Source organism: Acidovorax sp. Root568 (genome assembly GCF_001427445.1).
Classification (GTDB): Bacteria; Pseudomonadota; Gammaproteobacteria; order Burkholderiales; family Burkholderiaceae_C; genus Acidovorax; species Acidovorax delafieldii.
The window spans coordinates 8,908-32,979 of record NZ_LMGP01000006.1 but is presented as its reverse complement, the minus strand read 5'-3'; the positions used below and the strand labels follow the sequence as shown (position 1 = coordinate 32,979).

General features: G+C 66.3%; 21 protein-coding genes. 8 read left to right on the top strand and 13 right to left on the bottom strand.

The window, feature by feature from the left end:
- Nucleotides 1-204: 204 nt before the first annotated feature.
- Both eda and edd read right to left on the bottom strand, forming a co-directional pair.
- On the bottom strand, nt 205-861 hold the full coding sequence (gene eda, locus ASD75_RS06230; RefSeq protein ID WP_056744077.1) for a bifunctional 4-hydroxy-2-oxoglutarate aldolase/2-dehydro-3-deoxy-phosphogluconate aldolase: 657 nt from the start codon (nt 859-861) through the stop codon (nt 205-207).
- The gene (gene edd / locus ASD75_RS06225; RefSeq protein WP_056744075.1) at nt 852-2,621 is read right to left on the bottom strand and encodes a phosphogluconate dehydratase; all 1,770 of its coding nucleotides are present in this window, start codon (nt 2,619-2,621) and stop codon (nt 852-854) included. Before edd ends, eda begins: the two co-directional genes overlap by 10 nt.
- Before the next feature lie 98 nt (nt 2,622-2,719).
- On the opposite strand from edd, the gene ASD75_RS06220 reads away from it, so the two are divergent.
- The gene (locus tag ASD75_RS06220) at nt 2,720-3,649 is read left to right on the top strand and encodes an SMP-30/gluconolactonase/LRE family protein (RefSeq protein ID WP_056744073.1); all 930 of its coding nucleotides are present in this window, start codon (nt 2,720-2,722) and stop codon (nt 3,647-3,649) included.
- A 48-nt stretch (nt 3,650-3,697) separates the two neighbouring features.
- Here the strand turns inward: ASD75_RS06220 and ASD75_RS06215 are convergent, their stop codons facing one another.
- The 3 genes from ASD75_RS06215 to pgi form a co-directional block, all read right to left on the bottom strand.
- Nucleotides 3,698-4,189, bottom strand: coding sequence for a GNAT family N-acetyltransferase (locus ASD75_RS06215; protein WP_056744071.1), 492 nt, complete (start codon nt 4,187-4,189; stop codon nt 3,698-3,700).
- Entirely contained in the window at nt 4,122-5,501 is a 1,380-nt protein-coding gene (locus ASD75_RS06210) for an AGE family epimerase/isomerase (protein ID WP_235511553.1), read from the bottom strand. The genes ASD75_RS06215 and ASD75_RS06210 overlap by 68 nt, the downstream gene beginning before the upstream one ends.
- A 113-nt stretch (nt 5,502-5,614) precedes the next feature.
- Nucleotides 5,615-7,183, bottom strand: coding sequence for a glucose-6-phosphate isomerase (gene pgi / locus ASD75_RS06205; protein WP_056744069.1), 1,569 nt, complete (start codon nt 7,181-7,183; stop codon nt 5,615-5,617).
- Between the two features lie 176 nt (nt 7,184-7,359).
- Between pgi and zwf the strand changes: the two genes are divergently transcribed.
- Nucleotides 7,360-8,814, top strand: coding sequence for a glucose-6-phosphate dehydrogenase (gene zwf, locus ASD75_RS06200; RefSeq protein WP_056744068.1), 1,455 nt, complete (start codon nt 7,360-7,362; stop codon nt 8,812-8,814).
- Between the two features lie 138 nt (nt 8,815-8,952).
- Here the strand turns inward: zwf and ASD75_RS06195 are convergent, their stop codons facing one another.
- Nucleotides 8,953-9,864, bottom strand: a complete 912-nt coding sequence (locus ASD75_RS06195; protein WP_056744066.1) for a helix-turn-helix domain-containing protein — start codon at nt 9,862-9,864, stop codon at nt 8,953-8,955.
- Between the two features lie 125 nt (nt 9,865-9,989).
- On the opposite strand from ASD75_RS06195, the gene ASD75_RS06190 reads away from it, so the two are divergent.
- From ASD75_RS06190 to ASD75_RS06175, 4 genes are all read left to right on the top strand, one after another.
- Complete coding sequence (locus ASD75_RS06190; RefSeq protein WP_056744064.1) at nt 9,990-10,856, top strand: SDR family NAD(P)-dependent oxidoreductase; 867 nt, start codon at nt 9,990-9,992, stop codon at nt 10,854-10,856.
- A 126-nt stretch (nt 10,857-10,982) separates the two neighbouring features.
- Nucleotides 10,983-12,746 (top strand): FAD-dependent oxidoreductase, encoded by a 1,764-nt coding sequence (locus ASD75_RS06185; RefSeq protein WP_056744062.1) that lies wholly within the window; start codon nt 10,983-10,985, stop codon nt 12,744-12,746.
- Nucleotides 12,736-13,086: an NIPSNAP family protein gene (locus ASD75_RS06180; protein ID WP_056744060.1), complete on the top strand. Its 351-nt coding sequence runs from the start codon at nt 12,736-12,738 to the stop codon at nt 13,084-13,086. The genes ASD75_RS06185 and ASD75_RS06180 overlap by 11 nt, the downstream gene beginning before the upstream one ends.
- A 65-nt stretch (nt 13,087-13,151) precedes the next feature.
- Nucleotides 13,152-14,156 (top strand): tripartite tricarboxylate transporter substrate binding protein, encoded by a 1,005-nt coding sequence (locus tag ASD75_RS06175; protein WP_056744059.1) that lies wholly within the window; start codon nt 13,152-13,154, stop codon nt 14,154-14,156.
- A gap of 31 nt (nt 14,157-14,187) precedes the next feature.
- On the opposite strand, the gene ASD75_RS06170 is transcribed toward ASD75_RS06175, so the two are convergent.
- From ASD75_RS06170 to ASD75_RS06140, 7 genes are all read right to left on the bottom strand, one after another.
- The gene (locus ASD75_RS06170) at nt 14,188-14,607 is read right to left on the bottom strand and encodes a VOC family protein (RefSeq protein WP_056744057.1); all 420 of its coding nucleotides are present in this window, start codon (nt 14,605-14,607) and stop codon (nt 14,188-14,190) included.
- Nucleotides 14,604-15,581: a glucokinase gene (gene glk / locus ASD75_RS06165; protein WP_056744054.1), complete on the bottom strand. Its 978-nt coding sequence runs from the start codon at nt 15,579-15,581 to the stop codon at nt 14,604-14,606. Before glk ends, ASD75_RS06170 begins: the two co-directional genes overlap by 4 nt.
- Nucleotides 15,582-15,854: 273 nt before the next feature.
- Entirely contained in the window at nt 15,855-16,916 is a 1,062-nt protein-coding gene (locus ASD75_RS06160) for an ABC transporter ATP-binding protein (protein WP_056744052.1), read from the bottom strand.
- A 3-nt stretch (nt 16,917-16,919) separates the two neighbouring features.
- Nucleotides 16,920-17,789 carry a carbohydrate ABC transporter permease gene (locus ASD75_RS06155; protein WP_056744049.1) on the bottom strand — a complete coding sequence of 290 codons (870 nt, stop codon included), beginning with the start codon at nt 17,787-17,789 and terminating at the stop codon, nt 16,920-16,922.
- A complete protein-coding gene (locus ASD75_RS06150) occupies nt 17,779-18,657 on the bottom strand; it encodes a carbohydrate ABC transporter permease (protein ID WP_015012611.1) in 879 nt (292 codons plus the stop codon). Before ASD75_RS06150 ends, ASD75_RS06155 begins: the two co-directional genes overlap by 11 nt.
- A gap of 197 nt (nt 18,658-18,854) precedes the next feature.
- A complete protein-coding gene (locus tag ASD75_RS06145; RefSeq protein ID WP_056058431.1) occupies nt 18,855-19,973 on the bottom strand; it encodes a carbohydrate porin in 1,119 nt (372 codons plus the stop codon).
- A 123-nt stretch (nt 19,974-20,096) separates the two neighbouring features.
- Complete coding sequence (locus tag ASD75_RS06140; protein WP_056058428.1) at nt 20,097-21,347, bottom strand: ABC transporter substrate-binding protein; 1,251 nt, start codon at nt 21,345-21,347, stop codon at nt 20,097-20,099.
- Nucleotides 21,348-21,521: 174 nt separating this feature from the next.
- On the opposite strand from ASD75_RS06140, the gene ASD75_RS06135 reads away from it, so the two are divergent.
- Together ASD75_RS06135 and ASD75_RS06130 are read left to right on the top strand one after the other, a co-directional pair.
- Nucleotides 21,522-22,238 carry a response regulator transcription factor gene (locus ASD75_RS06135; protein ID WP_056058426.1) on the top strand — a complete coding sequence of 239 codons (717 nt, stop codon included), beginning with the start codon at nt 21,522-21,524 and terminating at the stop codon, nt 22,236-22,238.
- Nucleotides 22,239-22,394: 156 nt separating this feature from the next.
- Nucleotides 22,395-23,792 carry a sensor histidine kinase gene (locus tag ASD75_RS06130; RefSeq protein ID WP_056744047.1) on the top strand — a complete coding sequence of 466 codons (1,398 nt, stop codon included), beginning with the start codon at nt 22,395-22,397 and terminating at the stop codon, nt 23,790-23,792.
- Nucleotides 23,793-24,072 lie beyond the last annotated feature (280 nt).

Below are 24,072 nucleotides of genomic sequence, written 5' to 3'. Positions count from 1 at the left end.
ATTGCTCGGTCACGGGGTATCCCCGCGTGGCCATGATAGAGGGGCGCTGCGACAAGTCCAGCCAACTCGGCGCGCGCAGCGGAGACACCGTACCGCTGGCGCCACAGTGTCAGCGCCTCCTTTGCTCTCATTTTGATAGCTTTTGGTGCATATTGCACTAGCGCACCAGGCGCTTTTGGCTGCAAACCCAGCGCCCAGAGCCCCTCAAGCCGCCTTGCGCAATGCCTGGGTGTCGCGCGCCAGCTGGGTGATGCGCGCCCAGTCGCCCGCGCGCACCGCATCGGTGGGCGTAAGCCATGAGCCGCCCACGCAGCGCACATTGGGCAGTGCCAGGTAGTTGGAGGCAGTGCCGTTGGTGATGCCACCCGTGGGGCAAAAGCTCACCTGGCCAAACGGACTGGCCCAGGACTTGAGCAGCGGGATGCCGCCCACGGCCTCGGCCGGGAAGAGCTTGAGGAACGAGAACCCATCGGCCAGCGCCGCCATGATCTCGCTGGATGTGGCCACACCGGGCAGCAGCGGCAGGTTCAGGCCCTTGCAGGCGCTGCCCACGGCCGAGGTGTAGCCGGGGCTCACGGCAAACCGCGCACCGGCTTCGCTCGCGCGGCGCGCGTCATCGGCGTTGAGCACCGTGCCCACGCCCACCACGGCCTCGGGCAGGTTGCGGGCGATGGTTTCGATGGCGGGCAGACCGGCAGCGGTGCGCAGCGTCACCTCCAGCACCTTCACGCCACCGGCCAGCAGGGCCTCGGCCAGGGGCAGCGCGTCTTCCACGCGGTCAATCACGATGACAGGGATGACCGGGCCATGGCTGGCGATGTCGAGGGGATTCATGGGGGCGGAAGCAGGGGTTACAGCCATGTACAGGCTCCTTGTTCGGCACCGCCTGCGTGGCGGCGAAAGTTGGTGAAGAGTTCGCGGCCGAAGCCGATGGGTGATGGGGCGCTGCAGGGCTCCGGGGCGCGTGCGGCCCACTCGGCGTCGTCCACCAGCACATCGAGCGTGCCAGCCACCGCATCCACCCGCACGATGTCGCCATCACGCACCTTGGCCAGCGGGCCACCGGCCAGGGCCTCGGGCGTGACGTGGATCGCGGCCGGTACGCGGCCGGAGGCGCCGCTCATGCGGCCGTCGGTGACCAGCGCCACCTGGAAGCCCTGGTTCTGCAGCACTGCCAGCGGGGGCGTGAGCTTGTGCAGCTCTGGCATGCCGTTGGCCTGCGGGCCCTGAAAGCGCACCACGGCCACCATGTCCTGGTTCACCTCGCCAGCGCTGAAGGCTGCGAGCAGGGCTTCTTGCGAGTCAAAAACTCGCGCTGGGGCTTGGACGATGTGGCGGTCTTCGGGTACGGCCGACACCTTGATCACCGCGCGGCCCAGGCGGCCTTGCAGCAGGCGCAGACCGCCGGTGGGTGAGAAGGGTTCGCTCACGGACCGCAGCACCGAGGTGTCGCCCGACACCGCCGGTGCGCTCTTGCCGCCATCGGCAATGCCGCCCGCGTTCACGCTCATCACATCAGGGTGCATCAAGCCACCCGCCAGCAGCTCGCGCAGGATCCAGGGCGGGCCGCCCGCCGCCTGGAACTGGTTCACATCGGCATCGCCATTGGGGTACACGCGGGCCAGCAGGGGCACCACCGACGAGAGTTCGTCAAAGTCCGTCCAGTCGATCAGGATGCCCGCGCTGCGCGCAATCGCCACCCAGTGGATCAGGTGGTTGGTGGAGCCGCCCGTGGCCAGCAGGGCCACCATGGCGTTGACGATGCAGCGCTCGTCCACCAGCTTGCCGATGGGGGTGAAGCGGTTGCCCCGCTTGCCGATGTCGAGCACCGTGCGCAGCGCCTGGCGCGTGAAGGCCTCGCGCGCCTCGGTGCCGGGCGACTCGAACGCTGCACCGGGCACATGCAGGCCCATGGCTTCGAGCAGCATCTGGTTGCTGTTGGCCGTGCCGTAGAACGTGCAGGTGCCAGGGCTGTGGTACGCGGCCGATTCGGCCTTGAGCAGTTCGTCACGGCCCACCAAGCCTTGTGCGTACTGCTCGCGCACCTTGGATTTTTCCTTGTTCGACAGGCCTGTGCCCATGGGGCCTGCAGGCACAAACACGCAGGGCAGATGGCCGTAGTGCAGCGCGCCAATCAACAGCCCGGGCACGATCTTGTCGCACACGCCCAGCAGCAGTGCACCATCGAACACATCGTGGGACAGCGCTACCGCAGTGGCCATGGCAATAGCATCGCGGGAGAACAACGACAGCTCCATGCCGGGCGTACCCTGCGTCACACCATCGCACATGGCGGGCACGCCACCGGCCACTTGCACCGTGGCACCGAGCTGGGCGGCCTCATCACGCAGGATAGCGGGGTAGCTCTGGTACGGCTGGTGCGCCGAGAGCATGTCGTTGTAGGCCGTGACGATGCCGATGTTGGGCGCCTTCTCGACGGTGACCTTGAACTTGTCCGAGCCCGGCAATGCAGCGTAGGCGTGGGCCAGGTTCGCGCAGCCCATGCGGTCTTGTGCGGGCTTGCGGGCAATCATGGCGTCAACGCCGGCAAGGTAGGCGCCGCGGGTGTCTGCGCTGCGCTGGACAATGCGCTCGGTCACGCGCGCTACAACTGGATGCATGGAAGTCTCCATCGGTGGGTGGCAGGACCCCGTGCATTGCGCCAGGGTCGTTATCTGAGGCCCTAGAATGTAACTCGATAACCACCCCAATTCAACCCATGTCCCTGCAAACCTTGCCCTTGCCGCCGTCCGAACTGGGTGAATCCCCCTTCTGGCACCCCACGGAAAAATCCCTTTACTGGTGTGACATTCAGGGACAATCGGTGCACGCATGGCATCCTGACAGCGGCCACCACCGGCAGTGGCGCATGCCCAGCGAGCCCGGCTGCTGCGCGCCTGCGACCGATGGGCGATTGGTAATCGGGTTACGAAACGGTTTCTATCTTCTGGATACAGCCAAGGACAGCGCAGACCCTACCGCCCTCAGCTGCCTGGCCCTGCTGCCGCCCGAGCAGCATGACACCACGGTCCTGCGCCTGAACGACGGCCGCTGCGACACCGCAGGCCGTTTCTGGGCGGGCTCGGTCATCACGCCCCGCACCGCACCGAATGCGGCCCTGTGGTGCCTGCAGGCCTACCCGGCCAGCGCCACAGGCTACCGCGTGCGCCACATGGCAGGCGATAACTTCACCGCCAACGGCCTGGCCTTCAGCCCCGACAACCGCACGATGTACTGGTCGAATACGCCCGAGCACCGCATCGACCAGTTCGACTTTGACGTGGCCACGGGCGATATCACCAACCGCCGCCCCTGGGTGCAGTTTGACCGCAAGGTGGACGGCCAGCCGTACGGTGGGCGGCCCGATGGCGCGGCGGTGGATGTGGAAGGCAACTACTGGGTGGCGATGTACGAAGGCGCTTGTGTGTTGCAACTCTCGCCAGCAGGTGAGGTGCTGCAGCGCATTGCGGTGCCGGTGCAGTGCCCGACCATGGTGTGTTTTGGGGGGGAGGATCTGCACACGCTGTTCATTACATCGGCGCGGGCGGGAAGGCCTCTTCAAGAACAGCAGGCAGCGGTTGCAGCAGGGTCGCTGTTCAGCATGCACGTGGAAGTGGCGGGGCTGCCGGTGAATTTCTTCAAGGTGTGAAAAGCGACGAGCAACTGGTCACAGTGGGACACAAAGGCCAGCGCTCCATCACCAGCCCGCCAACGCGCCGATCTCCTCGCGCACGATCCGATAGCTGAGGCGGTCACTGACCAACCTTGCACTCAGGCTCTCGTAAAACGCAATGCCCCGGGCGTTGGACGACTTGACCGACCAGTCGATGCGGCCACAGCCGTTGTCCAGCGCGTATCGCGCCACCCATTGCATCAAAGCCAAGCCAATACCTTGGCTCCGATGGTGCGGAGAAACAAACAGCTCTTTGAGTACACACTGCCGCTGGTGGGCGGGCTCGGGCTCCACCAACGAATACACCAGGTAAATGGCGGCAAACCCCAACAACTCGCCGCCGAGTTCTGCCGTCACCAGTCGAATCTGAGAGTGGGGTCCGCACAGGTTGTCCAACAGGTGGTTGCGCACAAGGACCCGGTCGAGCGCACGGCCCGGGTGGTAGTGATCATGCAGCGCAAGCAGCAAGTCCACCATCTGCTCCTGTTGCGCCGGGGTCAGCAAACCGACTTCCATGCTTCCTCTCCTGCTGGACCGGATGGTTCCGATGGGGTGAGCTTACGTCGTCAGGGCGACTCGCTGCCGGCCAGCCCTTCTCAGCCCCCAGCCCCAGCGCTCCCAACACGTCATAACACGCCCCCATGTTGTGATAGTCCACCTTCCCCGCATTGCTCTTCTCGTGGGTGGTGTTGCGGTTGTCGCGGTGCAGGATGCGAAACCACGCGCCATGTTCGTGGTCCACAAAGTGGGTCCAGCAGTAGGTCCAGATGCGGTCGTACCACTGCCAGTAGCGCGCATCCCCCGTGCGAACAGCAAGCACCGCTGCAGCCGCCATGCTCTCGGCCTGCACCCAGTGGTATTTGCCGTCGTCGCAGATGCTACCGTCGGGCGCCATGCCGTAATACAGGCCGCCGTGCTCGGCATCCCAGCCCCGCTCCACAGCGGTATCGAACAGGCGCTGCGCACACGGCAGGTGCCAGTCGGCGGGCCGCAAGGCGTCGAGTTGCAGCAGCAGCTTGGCCCATTCGGTCTGGTGGCCGATCTGGTAGCCCCAGGGGCGGAAGATGTTGCTGCGGTCATGGCGGTTGTAGTCCCAGTCCACGGACCAGTCGGCATGGAAGTGCTCCCACACCCAATCTTCGGCAGCGGGCGCAAGGGCGCGGGTGGACAACGCGGCCTGCCGCTGGCAGATACCTTGCGCGAGTTGTTCGGCACGCTCGATGTAACGACGCTCGCCCGTAGCGCGGAAGGCGGAGATCATGGCCTCGCAGGCGTGCATGTTGGCGTTCTGGCCTCGGTAGCTGGTCAGCCGCCAATCAGGGCTGGCCTCGTCGGCATACAGGCCTGCGGAAGGTTGCCAGAAGTGCTGTTCGGCAGTTTCAAAAGCCTCAGCCAGCCAATCGCGGGCCTCGGGCACTCCGGCCGCGTAAGCGCGGGCATACGCCAGCATCACAAAGGCCATGCCGTAGCAGTGGCGCGTGGCGTCTTGCACGGTGGTGCGGCCATCCTGCCAGTCGATCAGCCAGGCGTACCCGCCCGTGGCGGGGTCGAGGAACGCGGTGCGCAGGAACGTGAGCGCGTGCCGCATGCCCGCCTGATAACGCGCCTCCCCCGTGGTGCGGTAGAGCATGGCGTGCGTGACCACAAAGCGTGTGGCGCTGACGAGATGGCGGGAGTGGGCGTTGTAGACCGTGCCATCGTCCAGAAAGAAGTGGTACTGCCCGCCGCTCGCGTCCGTGGCCACGGGGGCGTAGAACGCCATGGTGTCACGCAGATGCTGGCGCAAAAAGGCTGCGGAGCGGAAGTCCGGATAGGGCGGAATCTCCATGGGAAGTGTCTCCTGATGCGTTAGCTGTCGACCAGAAACTGTGCCGGCTTCTGCCAGCAGGGCGCCCGGTCTTCCGCCAGAGCGACCCCGAGGACTTTGCTGTGCCGTGAAGGTCAGGCAGCGCTGCGCAGCAAGCCCAGCAGGCCAGCGGTGGAGCCATCGAGCCCCGCCACATCACCGCTCTCCAGCCGGGCCTCCAGGTCCTTGGCCAGCACCTTGCCCAACTCCACGCCCCACTGGTCAAAGCTGTTGATGCCCCACAGGCTGCCGCTCACAAACACGCGGTGCTCCTGCAGTGCAATCAGCGCGCCCAGCGATGTGGGGGTGAGTGATTCGAGCAGCATCAGGGTGCTGGGGCGGTTGCCCGGAAAGTGCCGATGGCCGTCGTCGCTGGCCTTGCCCACCATCAGCGCCTGCGTCTGCGCCAGGGCGTTGGCCAGCAGCTTTTGCTGGTGGCCGGGCAGCGGGTGCGAGGCCTTGCGCACGGCGACGATCTCCAGCGGCAGCACATCGGCGCCCTGGTGCAGCATCTGGAAGAACGCGTGCTGGCCGTTGGTGCCGGGCTCGCCCCACAGCACAGGCGATGTGACGCAGGCCAGCGTGCTGCCGTCTTGCGCCACGCGCTTGCCGTTGCTTTCCATCTCCAACTGCTGCAGGTAGGCCGAGTAGCGCCCCAGCGCGGCGTGATACGGCGCGATGCAGCGGCTGGTGAAGCCGTGGAAATTGCGGTACCAGACATCGAGCAGACCCAGGCGCACCGGCAGGTTCTGCGCCAGCGGTGCGGTGCGGAAATGCTCGTCCATGGCGTGCGCGCCCGCAAGGAAATCTCGGAAGCCTTGGGCACCGATCGCGATGGCAATCGGCAGGCCAATGGCCGACCACAGCGAGTAGCGGCCGCCCACCCAGTCCCAGAAGCCGAAGGTGGTGGTGATACCGAGGGCCGCTGCGGCCTCGATGTTGGTGGTAAGCGCCGCAAAGTGGCGGGCCACATCGCGCCCGCCCTGGGCACCAAACCACGCCAGGGCCGAGCGCGCGTTGGTCATGGTCTCGGCCGTGGTGAAGGTCTTGGACGCGACCAGGAACAGCGTGCTCTCAGGCCGCAGGCCCTTGAGCACGTGGTGCAGCTCGTGCCCGTCCACGTTAGACACAAAGTGAAAGCGCTTGCTTGGGATGCGGAACTCTTCGAGCGCGCGCACTGCCATGTGCGGGCCCAGGTCCGACCCGCCGATGCCAATGTTCACCACGTCGGTGATGGCGGCATCGCTGCGCACCTGCTCGGCGTACTGCAGCATCGCATCAAGCGTGTGGTGCACGTCGGCCAGGCGCTGCGCGGTCTCCGGCACATCACCGGGCAGGGCTACGCCTAACGGACGGCGCAGCAGCGTGTGCAGCACGGCGCGGTTTTCGGTGGTGTTGATGGCCTCGCCTGCAAACATCGCATCGCGGTGTTGCACCAGGCCGCAGTCGCGGGCCAGATCCAGCAGCAGCGCTTCGATATCGCGGTCCCACAGGTTCTTGGACAGGTCAGCAAACACATGCGGAGCCGACTGGCTGAAGGCCGCAAACCGCTGGGCATCCTGCGCAAACGCCTGGCGCATGTCCAGGTGCTGGCCGTGGGAAGCGTAGTGGGCGGCCAACTGGGGCCACAGCGCAGACTGGTCGCAACGGAGAGGCATGGTCATCAAACGGGTAAGGTGAAAAAAGCGCCGAGATAGTAACTTGATTACACGACAAAGTGGCCTATTAACAGGTTCTTTTGGGTTACAAGCAGTAGATACAAGGCACGCCTCTTTAGAAAATCATGTAACGTGATTACAATCCCACGCAACAAAACGAACCACCCCATCACGGAGACACCATGAGTTTTGACCTCGTCCTGTTCGGCGGCACCGGCGACCTCGCCTGGCGCAAGCTCATGCCCGCATTGTTTCAGGCCTTTCGGCATGGCACGCTGCCTGAGGGGGGGCGCATCATCGCGGTGGCACGTGATGACCTGAGCGACGAACAATACCGCAGCCTGATCCAGTCGCGGTTCGACAGCGTGGAGCTGGCCAAGCGCCCCAGCCCGGACGAGTTTGCACGCTTCGCCGCGCTGCTGCACTACCTGCGCATGGACTTGTCCAAAACCCAGGACTACGAGCGCCTGGCCGAGACGCTGAAGGCGCGCGGAGCCGACTCGGTGGTGATGTATGTGGCCACAGCCCCCAGCCTGTTCACCAATGTGTGTGAACAGATCGCCGCCGTGGGCCTGAATGGCCCCACCACCCGTGTGGTGCTGGAAAAACCCCTGGGCCACGACCTGCAGTCCAACCGCGCCATCAACGACACGCTGCGCCGTGTGCTGAAAGAAGAGCAGGTCTTTCGCATCGACCACTACCTGGGCAAGCCCTCGGTGCAGAACCTGTTTGCGCTGCGGTTTGGCAACGCGCTGTTCGAGCCCCTGTGGCGCCGCGAAACCATTGCCAACATCCAGATCACGATTGCCGAGGAGCTGGGTGTGGAGTCGCGCGGCGCGTTCTACGACCAGACCGGCGCGATGCGCGACATGGTGCAGAACCACGCGCTGCAGCTCTTGTGCGCGATTGGCATGGAGCCCCCCATCAACTCCAGCGCCAACGCCATCCGCGACGAAAAGCTCAAGGTGCTGCAGTCGCTCAAGCCCTGGACGCCGGAAACCATTGGCCAGCATGTGATCCGCGGCCAGTACGCAGCGGGCAACCACCAGGGCCAGCCCGTGCCCGGCTATGCGCAAGAAAAAGGCGTGGCCCCCGGCAGCACCACCGAGACCTTTGTGGCGCTGCGCACCGAGATCAGCAACTGGCGCTGGGCGGGTGTGCCGTTTTACATCCGCACCGGCAAGCGGCTGGCGGGGCGCGACGCGCACATCGTCATCAACTTCCGGCCCGTGCCACACCCCATCTTCAAGACCCCTGCGGGCGCTGCCAACCGCCTGGTGATCAACCTGCAGCCCAAGGACGGACTGGAGCTGCACCTGATGGCGCAGGGCGCCGCCCAGCACCAGACCGAGCCCGCGCTGTCGCAGGTGCACCTGAACCTGGACTTTGACCAGCGCTTTGGCACCGAACGCGTGGGCGCCTACGAGCGCCTGCTGCTCGACGTGATCGCCGGCCGCCTGAACCTGTTTGTGCGCAGCGACGAGCAGGAAGAGGCCTGGCGCTGGGTGGAGCCCATCCTGCAGTACTGGAAGAACGACCCGGCAGGCCCCCGCCCCTACCCCGCAGGCAGCTGGGGCCCGCGCGCCGCGAGCGCGATGATTGCGCGCGACGGGTATTGCTGGAGCGAGGAGATGTGAGGCCAGCGGCCGCCTCGCGTCTTGGCTTCTCTTTTCACCGTCACCACCCGCCAATCCGGCGTGGCCCATCCTGCGCCCGACGCACCGGGGCTTGTTGATACCCCTCGCAGAGCCCCGTAGACAGGCGCTTGGCGCGCACTACGCACCCGCCAGCTGCGCCCGGGCTTCGCGCCTGAAATCAGTGGGCCGCTGGCCGGTGCGCTTCTTGAAGAAACGCCCGAAGTAGGCCTCATCCTCAAAGCCCAGTTCGGCCGCAATCTGCTTGACCGAGAGGGATGAATACACCAGCTCCCGCTGGGCCTCATGCACCACGCGGGCGTTGACCACCTCCTGGGCGGAGAGCCCCAACACCTCGCGGCACAGCCGCGAAAGCTGCCCCACAGAGATCCCGAGCGCATCCGCGTACGCGTGCACCGGTGTGTGCTGGCGCACGTTCGTGTCCAGCAGGGCGCGAAACCGCTCTATCTGCACCGCCTTGCGCGAAGGCAGCGCCTCGGGCAGCGCTGCCGAAGTCTGCGCCAGGCGGGCAATCTGCACGAACAGCGCCACCAGCAGGGGCATGCCTGCAGCGCGCACACCGCCGTCCACATGGGCCTCCTGCCCGATTACCTCGAACAGGGGCTGCAGCGCCTGGGCATGGCGCCCCGCCGGATCCACTGGCAGCACCAGGGGGCGGCGGATGTGCTCCAGCAACTCCGGTGCCGCCAGCGCGGCCAGTGACTCCAGGGGCTTTTGCGCAGCCGTGATCACTGGGCCGTCCGTGCCCGGGTGAAAGCTGAACCCATGCACGGTGCGCGCGGGCACCACCACCAGGCACGGAGGATGCAGCGGCCAGCGTTTGCCATCCATCAGCGCGCTACCGCCTTCACCGCCTGCCGTGAGGTACAGCACCTGAATCAGCCCTTCGTGAAAGTGCAGGTCGATCTCCCAGCCAAACAGGCTGGAGCGCTCCGGCACCCGCTCCAAATGCACCAGATCGGCCCAGGCAGGCGCGGCGTCCTGCGTGCCGTAGAGCGCGAACTGGCGCACGGTGCCGGGTTCGGTTCTCATGGTTTCTACCCATCCTTAATTGCCATCAATGCACGAATTGTCCTGCTCATGGCCCGGTTTGTCGATTGAGGAAGGAGGCATGTTGCGGGATGCTTCACCCCATCACAACAAGGAGACAGCAGCCCATGAACCACAGCGACAACCGCATCGCCCCCGATGACTTTTCTCCTGCGCAAGGCGCTGACTGGCTGGGCCTGAAGGGGCGCGTCTGCGTGGTCACCGGCGCGGGCAGCGGTATCGGAGCGGCTATTGCAGAGTCATTGGCAGCAGTGGGAGCACGGGTAGCCCTGGTGGACCGCGACGGCGATGCGGCCCGGCAGATGGCCACGCGACTGGACACACAGGGAGGCCATGCACTCGCCGTGGCCTGCGACATCACCGACGAAAGTGCCGTGTCCGCCGCAGCTGCGCAAGTGCGCGAAAGCCTGGGGCCCGCCGCCGTGCTGATCAACAACGCGGGCCTGCTTCGTCCGGGCAGCCTCGACAGCGTATCGCTGGCCGACTGGAATGCCGTGCTGGCCGTCAACCTCACGGGTTACCTGCTGTGCTCGCGGGCCTTTGGGCAGGACATGCTGCATGCGGGCCGGGGTTCGCTGGTGCATGTGGCATCGGTATCGGCCCTGCACCCGCAGACCGCCAGCGGCGCCTACAGCGCCAGCAAGGCGGGGGTGCTTCTGCTGTCGCGCCAGTTGGCAGCCGAGTGGGGCCCCCGGGGCGTGCGCAGCAACGCCATCTGCCCCGGGATGATCCGCACCGCGCTGTCTGCCCGCTTCTATGAGGAGCCAGGCTTCGAGGCGCGGCGCGCAGCAGCCACGGCCAGCCGCCGCGTCGGCGAGCCCCGGGATATTGCCGAACCCGCGCTGTTCCTCGCCAGCGACCGATCGGCCTACATGAACGGTGCAGAGCTGCTGGTCGATGGCGGCCTGGGCTGCATGTTGATGGACATGGTGCCGCGCCCGGGCTTCAACCGCACACCGGCCCCAGCCACCTGACGCGCACCGCCCCGCACGGCGCCCCCTCACCAGAACACACGCACCAAGCGCCACCGGTGCAGGCCGCCGCATGGGCGATGCCCAGCGCCCCTTGCACATACGCCCCCTCAACAAGGAGACTGCAACATGAACCCTGCCAACCCTGCCTCCAGCCAGGAACTGACATGCGACCTGCTGGTCGTGGGCTCCGGCGCCGGCGGCCTGTCCACCGCCATCGCGGCCAGGAAACACGGACTGGATGTCATCGTGATCGAAAAGGCAACCTGCTTCGGGGGCACCACCGCCTTCTCCGGCGGCGTGCTCTGGATCCCCGGCAACACGCAATGCGCCGCCCCGGACACCCGCGAGGCCATGCGCACCTACATGAAGGACCAGACGGGGCCGTTCTACCAAGCCGACGCGATCGATGCCTTCCTGGACCATGCGCCCGAGATGGTGGCCTGGTTCGAGCGGGAGACCGCCGTGCGCTTCGTGCCCACGCTCTACCCCGATTACCACCCCGACGCACCAGGGGGCGCAGCCATCGGCCGCTCCATCCTGGCCGCGCCCTATGACGCGAGCCAGCTGGGGCCAGAGCTGGCACGGCTGCGCCCGCCGCTGTCCACCATCACCTTCGTGGGCATGATGTTCAACTCGTCGAACGCCGACCTCAAGCATTTCTTCCGCGCCACCAAATCGGTGGTGTCGGCTGCCTATGTGGCACGGCGCCTGGGGGGCCACCTGCTGGACCTGCTGCGCTACCGCCGGGGCGTGCAAGTGACCAGTGGCAACGCCCTGGCTGCGCGCCTGGCCAAGACCTGCTTCGACCTGGGCATTCCGATCCACACCGAGGCCGAAGCCCGCGAGTTGCTGCAGGCGGGCGACCGCGTGACCGGCGCACGCGTTCAGACGCCCCGGGGCCAGCTGCGCATCAACGCCCGCCGGGGCGTGGTGCTGGCCTGCGGCGGCTACCCCCACGATGTGGCCCGTATCACCCAGCGCTACCCGCACCTGGCGAGCGGTGGCGAGCACCTCTCGCCTGTGCCCGCAGAGAACACCGGCGATGGCCTGCGCCTGGGCGCGCAGGTCGGTGGGCAAGTGGATGAGCGCTTTGACGGCGTGGGCGCAGCCGCCTGGATGCCGGTGTCTCGCGTGCCCCTGAGCCAAGGCCGCACGGGGGTGTTTCCGCACCTGCTGGACCGCTACAAGCCCGGCATCATCGGGGTGCTGCGCAACGGGCGGCGTTTCACCAACGAGTCCCATTCGTACCACGACGTGGGCGCTGCCATGATCGAGGCCTGCCGCGACCAGCGCGAGACCGCCATGTGGCTGCTGTGCGACCAGGCCACGCTGTCCAAATACGGCCTGGGCTATGCCAAGCCCGCGCCCATGCCCGTGGGCGGCCTGATTCGCAAGGGCTATCTCTTCAAGGGCCGCACGCTGGCCGACCTGGCCCAGGCCGCTGGCATCGACCCCGAGGGGCTGGAAGCCACCGTGCGCGAGTACAACGCTGGCGCGCGCACCGGCGAGGACCGCCAGTTCGGGCGCGGCACCACGGCCTTCAACCGCTACCTGGCCGACCCCGACCAGCAGCCCAACCCCTGCGTGGCCCCTATTGGTGCCGGCCCTTACTACGCCGTCAAGGTCGTCATGGGCGACCTGGGCACCTTCGAGGGCCTGCGCACCACCACCGAAGGCCAGGTGCTGCGTGCCGACGGGCAGGCCGTACCCGGGCTGTACGCCGTGGGCAACGACCGCACCAGCATCATGGGCGGCAACTACCCTGGTGCCGGCATCACGCTGGGGCCGGCCATGACCTTTGGCTGGATCACCGGCCGCCACGTGGCGGGCGCATGGCCGCCAGGCCAGCGCACAGCGCCCACCCGCAAGGAGGCCTGCCATGCCGCATGAGCCCTTGGCCAAGCCCCTGGTGGACCACCGCATCTACACCATCCGCTTGCGCAAGATGGGCGAGTTCTTGGAGGTGTTCAACCGCATGGCCATGCCCGTGCTGATGGACACGCTGGCACACCCCGTGGGGTTTTACGTCAGCCAGGTCGGCCCCTTGAACCAGTTCGTGCACCTGTGGGCCTACGAAGACCTGGCCGACTACGAGCGCCGCTGCCAGGCCCGCGACAGCCACCCAGCGTTTCCCGCCTACCTGGCAGCGTCCGAGCACCTGATCGTGGCGCAGGAAACGCGCCTTGTCCGCGCAACGCCCATGCCGGGCTGGAGGACGCACCAGCCCTGAAGCAACACCCGCCCTGCCCCATTGCGCCCACCAGCCACCACAGACAACATCAACGGAGACAAACCATGCATATCCCATCCCTTCGCACCTTCATCACCCGTCGCAACCTGCTGCTGCGCGCCAGCGCCGCAGCCTGCCTAGCAGCCACCACGGGCGCCAGCCTGGCCCAGCCCCCAGCGTGGCCGAGCAAGCCCATCCGGCTGGTCGTGGGCTTTCCGGCTGGCGGTACCACTGACGTGATGGCCCGCGTCGCAGGCGCGGCACTGAGCAAGTCGCTCGGCCAGCCCGTCGTGGTGGACAACAAGCCGGGGGCCAGCGGCAACCTGGGCGTGATGGAAACCAGCAAGGCCGCACCCGATGGCCACACGCTGATGGTGGCCCCCATCTCGGTGCAGACGGCCAACCCCTTCCTGTTCAAGCCTGCACTGAACCCCGAGCGCGACCTGCGCCCCGTGGCCAGCCTGGGCTACGCCCAGCTCTACCTCGTGGCCAAGAAGGGGCTGCCTGTGCAAAGCGCCAACGACCTGGTGGCCATGGCCAAGGCGGCGCCTGGCAAGCTCAGCTATGCCTCCGGGGGGGCTGGCACCCAGATGCACCTGGTGGGCGAACTCTTCAAGCAGCAGGCGGGGTTTGACGCCGTGCATGTGCCCTACCGGGGCGCGGCACCGGCGCTGCAGGACATCCTGGCCGGGCAGGTGGACTACTACTTCGACCCGGCCACCGGCTTCCAGCACATCCGCGAAGGCCGCGCACGGCTGCTGGCCGTGACGGGCACCAAGCGCTCGGCCTTCTTCCCGGAGGCCCCCACCCTGACCGAGCTGGGCATCAAGGGCGTGGAGCTGGGCAACTGGTTTGGCGTGTTTGCGCCCGCAGGCACGCCCAGCGACATCGTGAACCGACTGGCCAGCGAGATCGCCAAGGCGGTCGCCCTGCCGGAGGTGAAAAGCCGCTTTGCCGACCTGGGGGCCGAACCCATCGTCCAGGACGCCACCACCTTCCAGCAGACCATCGGGGCAGAAACGCAGCTCCTGTCAGCGCTCATCAAGGAACGCCGCATCGCCGTGGACTGAGCGCAGGACAACGAAGGAGAACCTGCACCGGTCAGGCCGGCCCGACCAACTCGATCGGCAACCCGTCCGGGTCGGCAAAAAAGGTGAACAACGCCCCGGTGAACGGGTCCGTGCGCACCGGCTCCACGGCCACGCCGTGCGCCGCCAGGGCAGCGACACTGGCCGCCATGTCGGCCACGCGCAGGGCCAGGTGGCGCAGGCCACAGGCCTCGGGGTAGGACGGGCGTGCAGGCGGTTCAGGAAAGGAAAACAGCTCCACCTGCGTGCCATCGGGCAGTTGTAGGTCGAGCTTGTACGACTGCCGCTCGGCGCGGTAGTGCTCGTGCACCACCTGCAAACCCAGCACCTCGGTGTAGAAGCGGCGGGAGCGGGCGTAGTCGCTGGCGATGACGGCCACGTGGTGCACACCGGTGGGGCGGAGCATGGGCGGTGGTGCGCTGTTGCTGCTCATGCGTCCGAGCCCGCAATGTCCAGCGCACGCGATGCGCCAAACAGCGCGGGTGTGGCGCTGGGGTCGATGACCCAGCAGGGAATGGTCGCCAGATAGGACTGGAAGCGCCCTTTGGATTCAAACCGTGCGCGGAACGGGGACTGGTCAAACCACGTGCCCAGTCGCGGCACCATGCCGCCGCCCAGGTACACGCCACCGCGCGCACCCAGCGTGAGCGCCAGGTTGCCCGCCACACTGCCCAGAAAGCCGCAGAACAGCTCCAGCGCCTCCAGCGCCAGCGGGTCGTTGGCCTGCAGCGCCAGCTCGGTCACCTGTGCGGCGGAGCTGACTTCCTTGCCACCGCGCTGGGCCAGCCGGCGCAGCGCGTGGTACAGGTCCACCAGCCCGGCGCCACACACGGCGCGCTCGGCCGACACATGGCCGTAGCGCTCTTGCAGGATGCCCAGCACATCGAACTCGCGCTGGGTCTGCGCGGCCAGCGTGACATGGCCGCCCTCGCCCGACAGCGGCACGCCCAGGCTGGAGCCGGGCGGAAACACCAGGCCCGACACGCCCAGGCCCGTGCCCGGGCCCAGCAGCGCAATCGCAGCGCCCGGCACGGCCACACCGCCGCCCACGGGGCGCAGCTGCTCGGGCGTGAGCAGGGGCAGCGCCAGCGCGAGTGCTGTGAAGTCGTTGATGACCACCAGCCGCTCAAAACCAAAGGCCTCGCGCACGGCGCGCTGCGAGAAGCTCCAGCTGTGGTTGGTCATGCGGATGGCGTCTCCCGTGACCGGGTTGGCGATGCCAAACGCCGCCTCGCGCGGGGTGGCGATGTTCACTTCGGCCAGGTAGGCCGCTAGTGCGGCGTCCACCGTGGGGAACTGTGCGCAGGGCAGCACACGGGTGTCGTGCAGGGGGCCGTCGGGCTGGTCTTGCCAGGCCAGGCGAATGTTGGTGCCGCCAATGTCGGCCAGCAGGCGCAGGGGTGTCATGCGGTGGATTTAAGCAAAAACAGCTGCTAGCGCTAGTGGAACATGCGCTAGCAGCTATTGTTTCAATAGCAACCAGTGTGCTGTCCCGCAAATAGCTGCACGAAATGAAATCGATGACATCGCGCCCAGAGAAAGGCGCAAACCGCAGTGATAGCCGTCACTATCGCGAGGATTTGCAACGCAGCCCTGGGGGTGAGGACGCGATTTCATGTGCAGCTATTTGCGGGACAGCACACTACATGCAACGATCCGGCGGCGCTTACGCCGCGCGGCTCACGCCAGCCGATTCTCGCTGCTAGCGTCAAACCAGTGGGCGTTGGCGGGCTCTACCGCCAGGCCCACGGCATCGCCGGGCTGCACGCGGGTCTGGGCGTCGGTGCGCAGCGTGACGCTGCCCGCGGCCGTGTCCACCATCACATAGGTGTCGGGGCCCGTGGGCTCCACCACGCTGACGCGGCCGCGCCACGGGGCCGTCTCCTGCATCACCAGGTGCTCGGGGCGCACGCCCAGCAGCACCTCGTTGGCACTGGCGGGGGCCGCCAGGTTCAGCGCTGCGCCCTGAATGCCAAACTGCCCCCCCGTGGCCGCACCGCGCAGCAGGTTCATGGTGGGCGAGCCGATGAAGGTGGCCACATAGGTGTTGGCCGGGCGGTTGTAGATGTCGTCCGGCGTGCCCAGCTGCTGCACCACACCGCCCTTCATCACCGCGATGCGCGAGCCCAGCGTCATGGCCTCGACCTGGTCGTGTGTGACGTACACGCTGGTGATGCCGCTGGCCTGGTGCAGGCGCTTTATTTCGGCGCGCATCTCCACGCGCAGCTTGGCGTCGAGGTTGGACAGCGGCTCGTCAAACAAGAAGAGCTGCGGCTGGCGCGCGAGCGCCCGCCCCATGGCCACACGCTGGCGCTGACCGCCCGAGAGCTGGCTGGGCCGGCGGTCCAGCAGGTGGCTGATCTGCAGCATGGCGGCCACTTCGTCGATGCGCTTTTGGCGCTCGGCCTTGGGCATCTTGCGCATCTCCAGCGCAAAGCCGATGTTGTCGGCCACGCTCAGCGTGGGGTACAGCGCATAGCTCTGGAACACCATGGCGATGTCGCGGTCGCGCGGGGGCATGCCCACCACGTTTTTGCCACCGATGCGGATCTCGCCCTCGGTGGGCTCGTCCAGCCCCGCAATGATGTTGAGCAGCGTGGACTTGCCGCAGCCCGAGGGGCCGACGAGGATGAGGAACTCGCCGGGCGCGACGTGGATGTCCACCTTGCGCAGCACCTCCACGCTTTTGTCGCCCTTGCCAAAGCGCTTGTTGATGCCTGCAATGTCGAGTGATGACGCCATGATTTATCCCTTCACCGCGCCGGCCGTCAGCCCGCGCACAAAAAATTTACCCGCCAGCACATAGATCACCATCGTGGGCAGGCCCGCGATGATGGCGGCCGCCATGTCCACGTTGTAGGCCTTCACGCTGCTGCTGGTGTTGGCCAGGTTGTTCAGGCCCACGGTGATGGGCTTGGACTCGGTGCCCGAGAACACCACGCCGAACAAGAAGTCGTTCCAGATGTTGGTGAACTGCCAGATCAGCGTGACCATGACGATGGGCGTGGACAGCGGCAGCACAATGCGCCAGAAGATCTGCCAGAAGCTCGCGCCATCCATGCGTGCCGCGTTCACCAGCTCCTTGGGGATGGCCGCGTAGTAGTTGCGAAAGAACAGCGTGGTGCCGGCCAGCCCAGCCAGGCAGTGCACCAGCACCAGCCCGGTGATGGAGCTGGACAGCCCCAGCCAGCCCAGCACCTGGCTCATGGGCAGCAGCACGACCTGGAAGGGCATGAACACGCCGAACAGCAGCAGGCCAAACAGCGTGTCGCTGCCGCGAAACTTCCACAGGCTCAGAACATAGCCGTTGAGCGCGCCCCACACGGTGGAGATCAGCACGGCCGGCACGGCCATGGCCACCGAGTTCCAGAAAAACGGGCGCAGGCCGTTGCAGTCCACGCCCGTACAGGCGCTCTGCCAGGCCGTGCCCCAGGCCGACCAATTCAGCGCCGCGGGCAGTGCCAGCAGCGAGGTGCTGCGGATCTCCTCGGCGTCCTTGAACGAGGTGACCAGCATGGCGTACAGCGGCAGCAGAAAGAACGCGGTGGCCAGGGCCAGCACGCCATAGACCAGCAGGCGACCCACGGACGGAAACACAGAGGGCTTAGCGGTCATGGGGTTTGCTCCGCAGTTCGCTGTAAAGGTAAGGAATCACCAGGGCCGCCACGGTGGCCAGCATCATGGTGGCGCTGGCCGCGCCCAGGCCAATCTGCCCGCGCGAGAACGACATGGTGTACATGAAGGTGGCGGGCACATCGGTGGCAAAGCCAGGGCCGCCCGCCGTCAGCGCCATCACCAGGTCAAAGCTCTTGATGGCCAGGTGCGACAGCACCATGAGCGTGGAGAAGAACACCGGCCGCAGCGCGGGCAGCACGATGCGCCAGTAGATGCGCGGCAGCGAGGCACCATCGACCTGCGCGGCCTTGATGATGCTGTCGTCAATGCCGCGCAGCCCGGCGAGGAACAGCGCCATCGCAAACCCGGCGCTCTGCCAGATGCCGGCGATGACCACACAGTAGATCGCCATCTCGGTGTCCACCAGCCAGCCGAATTCAAAGTTCGTGAAGCCCCAGTCGCGCACCATCTTTTCGATGCCTAGGCCGGGGTTCAGCAGCCACTTCCAGGCCGTGCCGGTCACCACGAACGACAGCGCCATGGGGTACAGGTAGATGGTGCGCAGCGCGCCCTCGGCGCGGATCTTCTGGTCCAGCAGCACGGCCAGCACCACACCAATCACCAGCGATCCGCCCACATAGCCCACGCCAAAAATGCCCAGGTTCTTCAGGGCGACCCACCAGCGGTCCATCTCCCACAGGCGCTCGTACTGCGCCAGGCCCGCCCATTCGTAGTTGGGCAGCATGCGCGATGCGGTGAGGCTGAGCACGCCGTTCCACACCATGAGGCCATAGATGAAGGCAAAACCCAGCACAAACGCCGGGGTCACCACCAGCCTGGGCAGCCAGGTTTCAAAGGAATTCTTCATTGCTTGCGAATCTCTCTTGCGTACGCACTGCACACGCTGCGCGCGCGGTACGCGGTGTCTCGATCAGTCACTGAATCACCGTTTCACTCATTCACACATCCACTTTGTGTCACATGAAAAAAGGGGGGTGCGCACAGAGCACCCCCCAATGAACAAAGTGTCTACCTCAAACTAACTCGCTACTCACTCTCTCCCTCTTACCACCACACCTCGTACTGCACGCCCACCAGCGTGCGCGAGGTCTTGCCATTGGCGCCAAAGGTGCCTGCGTTGGCCACCGCCGCCGCCTGGTTCCAGTTGGCCTTGGTCACATACAGACGCAGCTCAGGACGCGACCAGAAATCTTCATTCAGTGCCAGGGCACCCGCCAGCGTGACCTTGGACAGGCGCTGGTCCGGACCACTGCCCTTGCGGGTGGTGGTGGACAGCTCCACGAGGCCCTTGAAGTTCTTGGTGAACGCGTACGAGCCACGGCCGCCCAGCGAGAAGTCCTTGGTCTCCACGCCGGTCAGGTCAGCCTTGTTGGTCTGGTAGCCAATGAGGGCCTGGCCGCCAAACGGGCCGCTTTGCCAGTTGATGGAGTCGGCAATGCGGGTGGCGCGCTTGCCTGCGCTGGTGCCCTCGATGGCCTCGAACTCCCCGTCGATGCGGGCATGGCCGCGCGATGTCTGCAAATACAGCGTGTTGCTGATGCTGGGCAGCAGGAACTCCTTTTGCGTGTGCATCAACGAGATGCCGGAGCCGGAGCCGCCGCCCACCTGGTTCTTGCCGCCCACGGCGGTCAGCAGCACCCGCAGCTTGCCGCCGGGGTTGGTGTTGATCTCGGACAGGTCGGCGTTGATGCGGTGTGCCTTCACGTTGTTGGGCAGGCCGCCGTCAAACTTGTCGCCAGAGAACACGCCCACGCCCAGCTTCATGCCACCCACAGGCACGTCGGTCACACCGGCGCCGATGTTGTCGCCGTAGTTCAGCAGGAAGTAGTCGACGATGTGCACGTCCTGGATCCGCAGGCGGCGCTGGCCGACCCAGAACTTGGCTTCGGGCGAGAACGAGAAGCCGCTCATTTCCACAAACGCCTGTTCGGTGCTGATGTCGCCACTGCCCCACTTGGCGGGCATGTAGTTCACCTTCCAGTTGATGCCACCGGCCTCGAAGCCCTTGGCAAAGTTGACTTCGATGCCGTTGTCGCCTTCGTTGCCCAGGCGGTACTTCTGCAGCTCGCCGCCCAGCGTCAGGTTGCCCTTGACGCCATCGGAGTGGTTGAACACCGGGCCACCGCGGGAGTAGCCGTTGAACTCAAAGCCTGCTACGTCCATAGCAAAGGCGCCATTCGCGCATGCGGCGGCCAAAGCCACCGCCGTGAGGCGGTTTCTTGTCTTCATGATGGGATCCCTCTGGGGTTGGTTTTAGTGCGTGCGGGTGCGTGTGTCGTACACGGCTTACTTGGTCTTCGCGGCGGCCGCGATCTTCTTCATGGCGTCGGCGACGCTCACCTTGTCGTCGTTCCAGAACTGGCTGACGACATCCTTGATCGCCCCTTCGGTGGCAGGCGCAATCGCCATGCCATGGGCCACGCTGGGCACCAGGCCACCGCTCTTGGCAGTGTCGGCAAAGTCTTTGCTGGACAGCTTGGCGCAGTCGTCAAACTTGTCCATCTTCTGTCCGGTGCGCACAGGGATCGAGCCCTTGTTGAGGTTGAACACCTCCTGGAACTCAGGGCTCATGATGGAGCTGGCCAGGTCGCTCTGCGCCTTCTGTGCTGCTGCGTCCTTGAGCTTGAACAGGATGAACGAGTCCACGTTGAAGGTGAACGCGTTGGCCGTGCCCGGTGCCGCTGCGCACTGGAAGTCCTTGCCCGGCGCCTTGTTGGCCGCGATGAACTCACCCTTGGCCCAGTCACCCATCAGCTGGAAGCCCGCCTTGCCCTGGATGAGCATGGCCGTAGCCAGGTTCCAGTCGCGGCCGGGAGCGCCCGGGTCGGTGTAGGTTTTGATGCGGCGGAAGGTCTCCAGAGACTTCTTCATGGTGTCGCTGTTGATGGCCTTGTCGTCCAGTTTGACCAGAGCGTCCTGGTAGAACTTGGCACCGCCCACGCCCAGCACCACGGATTCAAAGGTCGTGAAGTCCTGCCAGTTCTGGCCGCCATGGGCCACGGGGACCAGGCCTGCGGCCTTGAGCTTGTCGGCAGCGGCAAAGAACTCGTCCCAGGTCTTGGGCATGCTGGCAACGCCAGCCTTCTTCAGCGCATCGGAGCTGGCCCACAGCCAGTTCACGCGGTGCACGTTGACCGGGGCAGCCACGTAGCTGCCCTTGTACTTCATCACGTCGGCGACCACCTTGGGCAGCACGTCGTCCCACTTCTCGGTCTTGGCCAGCGCATCGACATTGGCCAGCACGCCTTCGGACGCCCATTCCTGGATGGCCGGGCCCTTGACCTGGGCGGCCGAGGGCGGGTTGCCCGAGATCACGCGGCTCTTGAGCACCGTCATGGCGCTGTCGCCACCGCCCCCAGCCACGGCAAAGTCGCGCCAGGTGTGGCCCTTGGACTGCATGATCTTCTTGAGCTCGGCGGCCGACTTGGCCTCGCCGCCCGATGTCCAGTAGTGCAGGACCTCGACCTCCCCCGCGCTGGCAGACATCGCGGCCGCCAGGCCCACCGCCAGTGCGGCGATCTTTGTCATCTTCCACATACCCTTGTCTCCTCGACGTTGTTTTCAGAACCCGTTGCTGCGCCGTGATACCGGTGCCGTTCAGCGCAGTCGGTACTTTAATTACAATAATTAATTTAATTCTCAGGGCTTTCCCTGAGAGTCGCAGCGGCCCCACAGAGGGCCCGTTGCAGGGGCCTTTGTTATGCTCAATCCATGGCCACGATACTGATTGTCGAAGACGACGCCCTCCTGCTCGACGCTCTCACCGGCCAGCTCAAGCAACTCGATTACAGCGTCTGCACCGCCAGCAGCGTGGCGCAGGCCATGGCGCTTTTGCAGACGCAGGCGGTGGACGGCATCATCCTGGACCTGGGCCTGCCCGGCGCCGACGGCATGGAACTGCTGACCTGGGCCCGCGCGCACATTGCCGGCCTGCCCGTGCTGATCCTCACCGCCCGCGACGGCGTCGACGACCGCGTGCTGGGCCTGAACGCCGGGGCCGACGACTACATCACCAAGCCCTTCAACATGCAGGAGCTGCAGGCCCGCCTGCAGGCCATGCTGCGCCGCGCGCGCCAGCCCGCCTTCACCCAGGCCAGCAGCGCGGCGGGCGTTGCCAGCACCACCATCGGCCCGCTGGTGCTGGACCACGCCAGCCATGCCGCTGCCCTGAACGGCGACCTGCTGGAGCTGACCCAGCGCGAGTGGGAGCTGCTGGAACTGCTGGCCCACCGCTGCGGCGAAGTCGTCACCCGCGACGACGTGCTGGCCGCTTGGCGCGCCAGCCCGCCCGAGCCCGGCCAGACCGCCGCCCCGCTGAACTCCAATGCGCTGGAGGTGTATGTGCACCGCCTGCGCAAGAAGCTCGACCAGTCCAACCTGGTGATCCGCAATATCCGGGGGCTGGGGTACATGCTGAATAAACCGTGAGCATCCCCCTGAGCGGCTGCGCCGCTTCCCCCTTCTCTCGCGCTGTGCGCGGGCAGGGGGACGCCGCCAGCGCGGCGGGGCGGCCCTTGCGCGGCGGCCCTCGCATGGGCCGTGCCAGTTTTCAACGCAGCGCCGCCCATTTTTGACTGTTGAAACATGCGCCACGTACCTGGGGTCTCTCTTCAACGCAAGCTGCTGCTGTGGCTGCTGCTGCCGCAGCTGGTGCTGTGGCTGTCGGGTGGGTTTCTGGCGTGGCGCATTGCGCTGCAGAACGGCGAGAAGGGCATTGACCAGACGCTGACCCAGTCAGTGCGGGCGCTGGCGCGGCAGATCAAGCCGATTGGCGATGGGCTGCTGGTGGACTTTCCGAAGGCCGCGCAGGACATCCTGGAACAGGACCCGGCCGACCGCATCACCTACATGGTGTCGTCTCCGCCCGGCCGCTTTTTGCTGGGCAACGCGCAGCTGCCGCCACCGCCCGCCCAGGTTGATGTGGCGGTGGGCGAGGCGTTTTTGTACCAGGCGCGGGTGGATGACAAACCGGTGCGCGTGGCCTTGCTGGATGTGGACTACGGCACCGCCTCTACCCGCCAGCGCCTGCGCGTTCAGGTGGCCCAGAGCCTCACGGTGCGCGAGCGCATTGCGCAGGAACTGCTGGAGCGCATGGTGTTCCCCATGGGCCTGATGGGCCTGGCCCTGAGCGCCGTGGTGTACGCCGGTGTGCTGCGCGGCCTGCAGCCCTTGAAGCGCCTGGAGGCGCAAATTGAGCGCGCAGGCGCGCAGCCCCACACGGGCACCACGCCGCTTCCGCCCATAGAGCTGACCTCTGCCCCGCAGGAAGTGCATTCGCTGGCCAGCACCATCAACCGCCTGCTGGAGACCGTGGCGCGTGGCCAGCAAAAGGAAAAGCGTTTTCTGAACGACGCTGCCCACCAGCTGCGCACGCCGCTCGCAGGCCTGATCGGCCAGACCGAGCTGGCCCTGCATGAGAGCCACGAACCCGCAGTACAGGCCCGCCTGCAAAAGGTGCTGTCGGCCGCGCAACGCAGCGCGCACCTGGTGCACCAGCTGCTGCAACTGGCGCGCTCAGAGTCGAACGTGGAGATGCAGTCCATCGACCTCGCCGCCCTGGCCCGCGAGGTGGCCCGCGAATGGGCCGCCCGCGCCCTGGCCCAGGGCATGGACCTGGGCTACGAGGGCGTGGACCACCTGCCCGCGCAGGGCCACCCGCTGCTGCTGCGCGAGGCGTTGAACAACCTCATCGACAACGCGCTGCACTACGCGGGCCCCGGCGCCACGGTGACGGTGCGCGTGGGCCATGAAGAGCCGGGGCATTGGGCGCTGCTGGTGGTGGAGGACGATGGACCGGGCGTGCCGGCCGAGCACCTGGGCGATCTGTTTGCGCGGTTCTGGCGTGGGTCGGACAAGGCGGGGGGGTGCGGACTGGGGCTGTCGATCGTGGAAGAGATCGCGCTGCGGCACGGGGGGCGGACGGTGGCGGAAGGGGTGGTGCCGAAGGGGTTGCGGGTGGGGATGCGGCTGCCTGCGGGGTGAGTTTTTGGTGTTTTTGGCTGGGTGCGCTAGTGCTTCATGCCTTGGCAGCTATGATTTTTATAGTGAACTCCAGCACGTCCGGGTGGGAGATTTCCGGTCGACGTTGACGGTCTAACGGACTGTTGTTGGGCGCAGCGCGTCTGTGGAGGCTTGTGTGCTTATCGGGTTGCTTGCCTGGGCTCAGGGCGGAGGCCGGGAGTCGCCCGGCAGGCGAGTAACTTTCTCTTGTCTCGCCAAGAGAAAGTCACCAAAGAGAAAGCGACCCCACTGTCTGCGTCCC

Bases quoted from the DNA above. Each gene is read 5' to 3' on its own strand.
- ASD75_RS06170 (WP_056744057.1), bottom strand. From the start codon at position 14,607: ATGAGCAGCAACAGCGCACCACCGCCCATGCTCCGCCCCACCGGTGTG.
- edd (WP_056744075.1), bottom strand. From the start codon at position 2,621: ATGCATCCAGTTGTAGCGCGCGTGACCGAGCGCATTGTCCAGCGCAGC.
- ASD75_RS06135 (WP_056058426.1), top strand. From the start codon at position 21,522: ATGGCCACGATACTGATTGTCGAAGACGACGCCCTCCTGCTCGACGCT.
- zwf (WP_056744068.1), top strand. From the start codon at position 7,360: ATGAGTTTTGACCTCGTCCTGTTCGGCGGCACCGGCGACCTCGCCTGG.
- ASD75_RS06185 (WP_056744062.1), top strand. From the start codon at position 10,983: ATGAACCCTGCCAACCCTGCCTCCAGCCAGGAACTGACATGCGACCTG.
- ASD75_RS06220 (WP_056744073.1), top strand. From the start codon at position 2,720: ATGTCCCTGCAAACCTTGCCCTTGCCGCCGTCCGAACTGGGTGAATCC.
- glk (WP_056744054.1), bottom strand. From the start codon at position 15,581: ATGACACCCCTGCGCCTGCTGGCCGACATTGGCGGCACCAACATTCGC.
- ASD75_RS06150 (WP_015012611.1), bottom strand. From the start codon at position 18,657: ATGAAGAATTCCTTTGAAACCTGGCTGCCCAGGCTGGTGGTGACCCCG.
- eda (WP_056744077.1), bottom strand. From the start codon at position 861: ATGGCTGTAACCCCTGCTTCCGCCCCCATGAATCCCCTCGACATCGCC.
- ASD75_RS06210 (WP_235511553.1), bottom strand. From the start codon at position 5,501: ATGGAGATTCCGCCCTATCCGGACTTCCGCTCCGCAGCCTTTTTGCGC.
- ASD75_RS06130 (WP_056744047.1), top strand. From the start codon at position 22,395: ATGCGCCACGTACCTGGGGTCTCTCTTCAACGCAAGCTGCTGCTGTGG.
- ASD75_RS06145 (WP_056058431.1), bottom strand. From the start codon at position 19,973: ATGGACGTAGCAGGCTTTGAGTTCAACGGCTACTCCCGCGGTGGCCCG.
- ASD75_RS06190 (WP_056744064.1), top strand. From the start codon at position 9,990: ATGAACCACAGCGACAACCGCATCGCCCCCGATGACTTTTCTCCTGCG.
- ASD75_RS06215 (WP_056744071.1), bottom strand. From the start codon at position 4,189: ATGGAAGTCGGTTTGCTGACCCCGGCGCAACAGGAGCAGATGGTGGAC.
- ASD75_RS06180 (WP_056744060.1), top strand. From the start codon at position 12,736: ATGCCGCATGAGCCCTTGGCCAAGCCCCTGGTGGACCACCGCATCTAC.
- ASD75_RS06155 (WP_056744049.1), bottom strand. From the start codon at position 17,789: ATGACCGCTAAGCCCTCTGTGTTTCCGTCCGTGGGTCGCCTGCTGGTC.
- ASD75_RS06140 (WP_056058428.1), bottom strand. From the start codon at position 21,347: ATGTGGAAGATGACAAAGATCGCCGCACTGGCGGTGGGCCTGGCGGCC.
- ASD75_RS06195 (WP_056744066.1), bottom strand. From the start codon at position 9,864: ATGAGAACCGAACCCGGCACCGTGCGCCAGTTCGCGCTCTACGGCACG.
- pgi (WP_056744069.1), bottom strand. From the start codon at position 7,183: ATGACCATGCCTCTCCGTTGCGACCAGTCTGCGCTGTGGCCCCAGTTG.
- ASD75_RS06175 (WP_056744059.1), top strand. From the start codon at position 13,152: ATGCATATCCCATCCCTTCGCACCTTCATCACCCGTCGCAACCTGCTG.
- ASD75_RS06160 (WP_056744052.1), bottom strand. From the start codon at position 16,916: ATGGCGTCATCACTCGACATTGCAGGCATCAACAAGCGCTTTGGCAAG.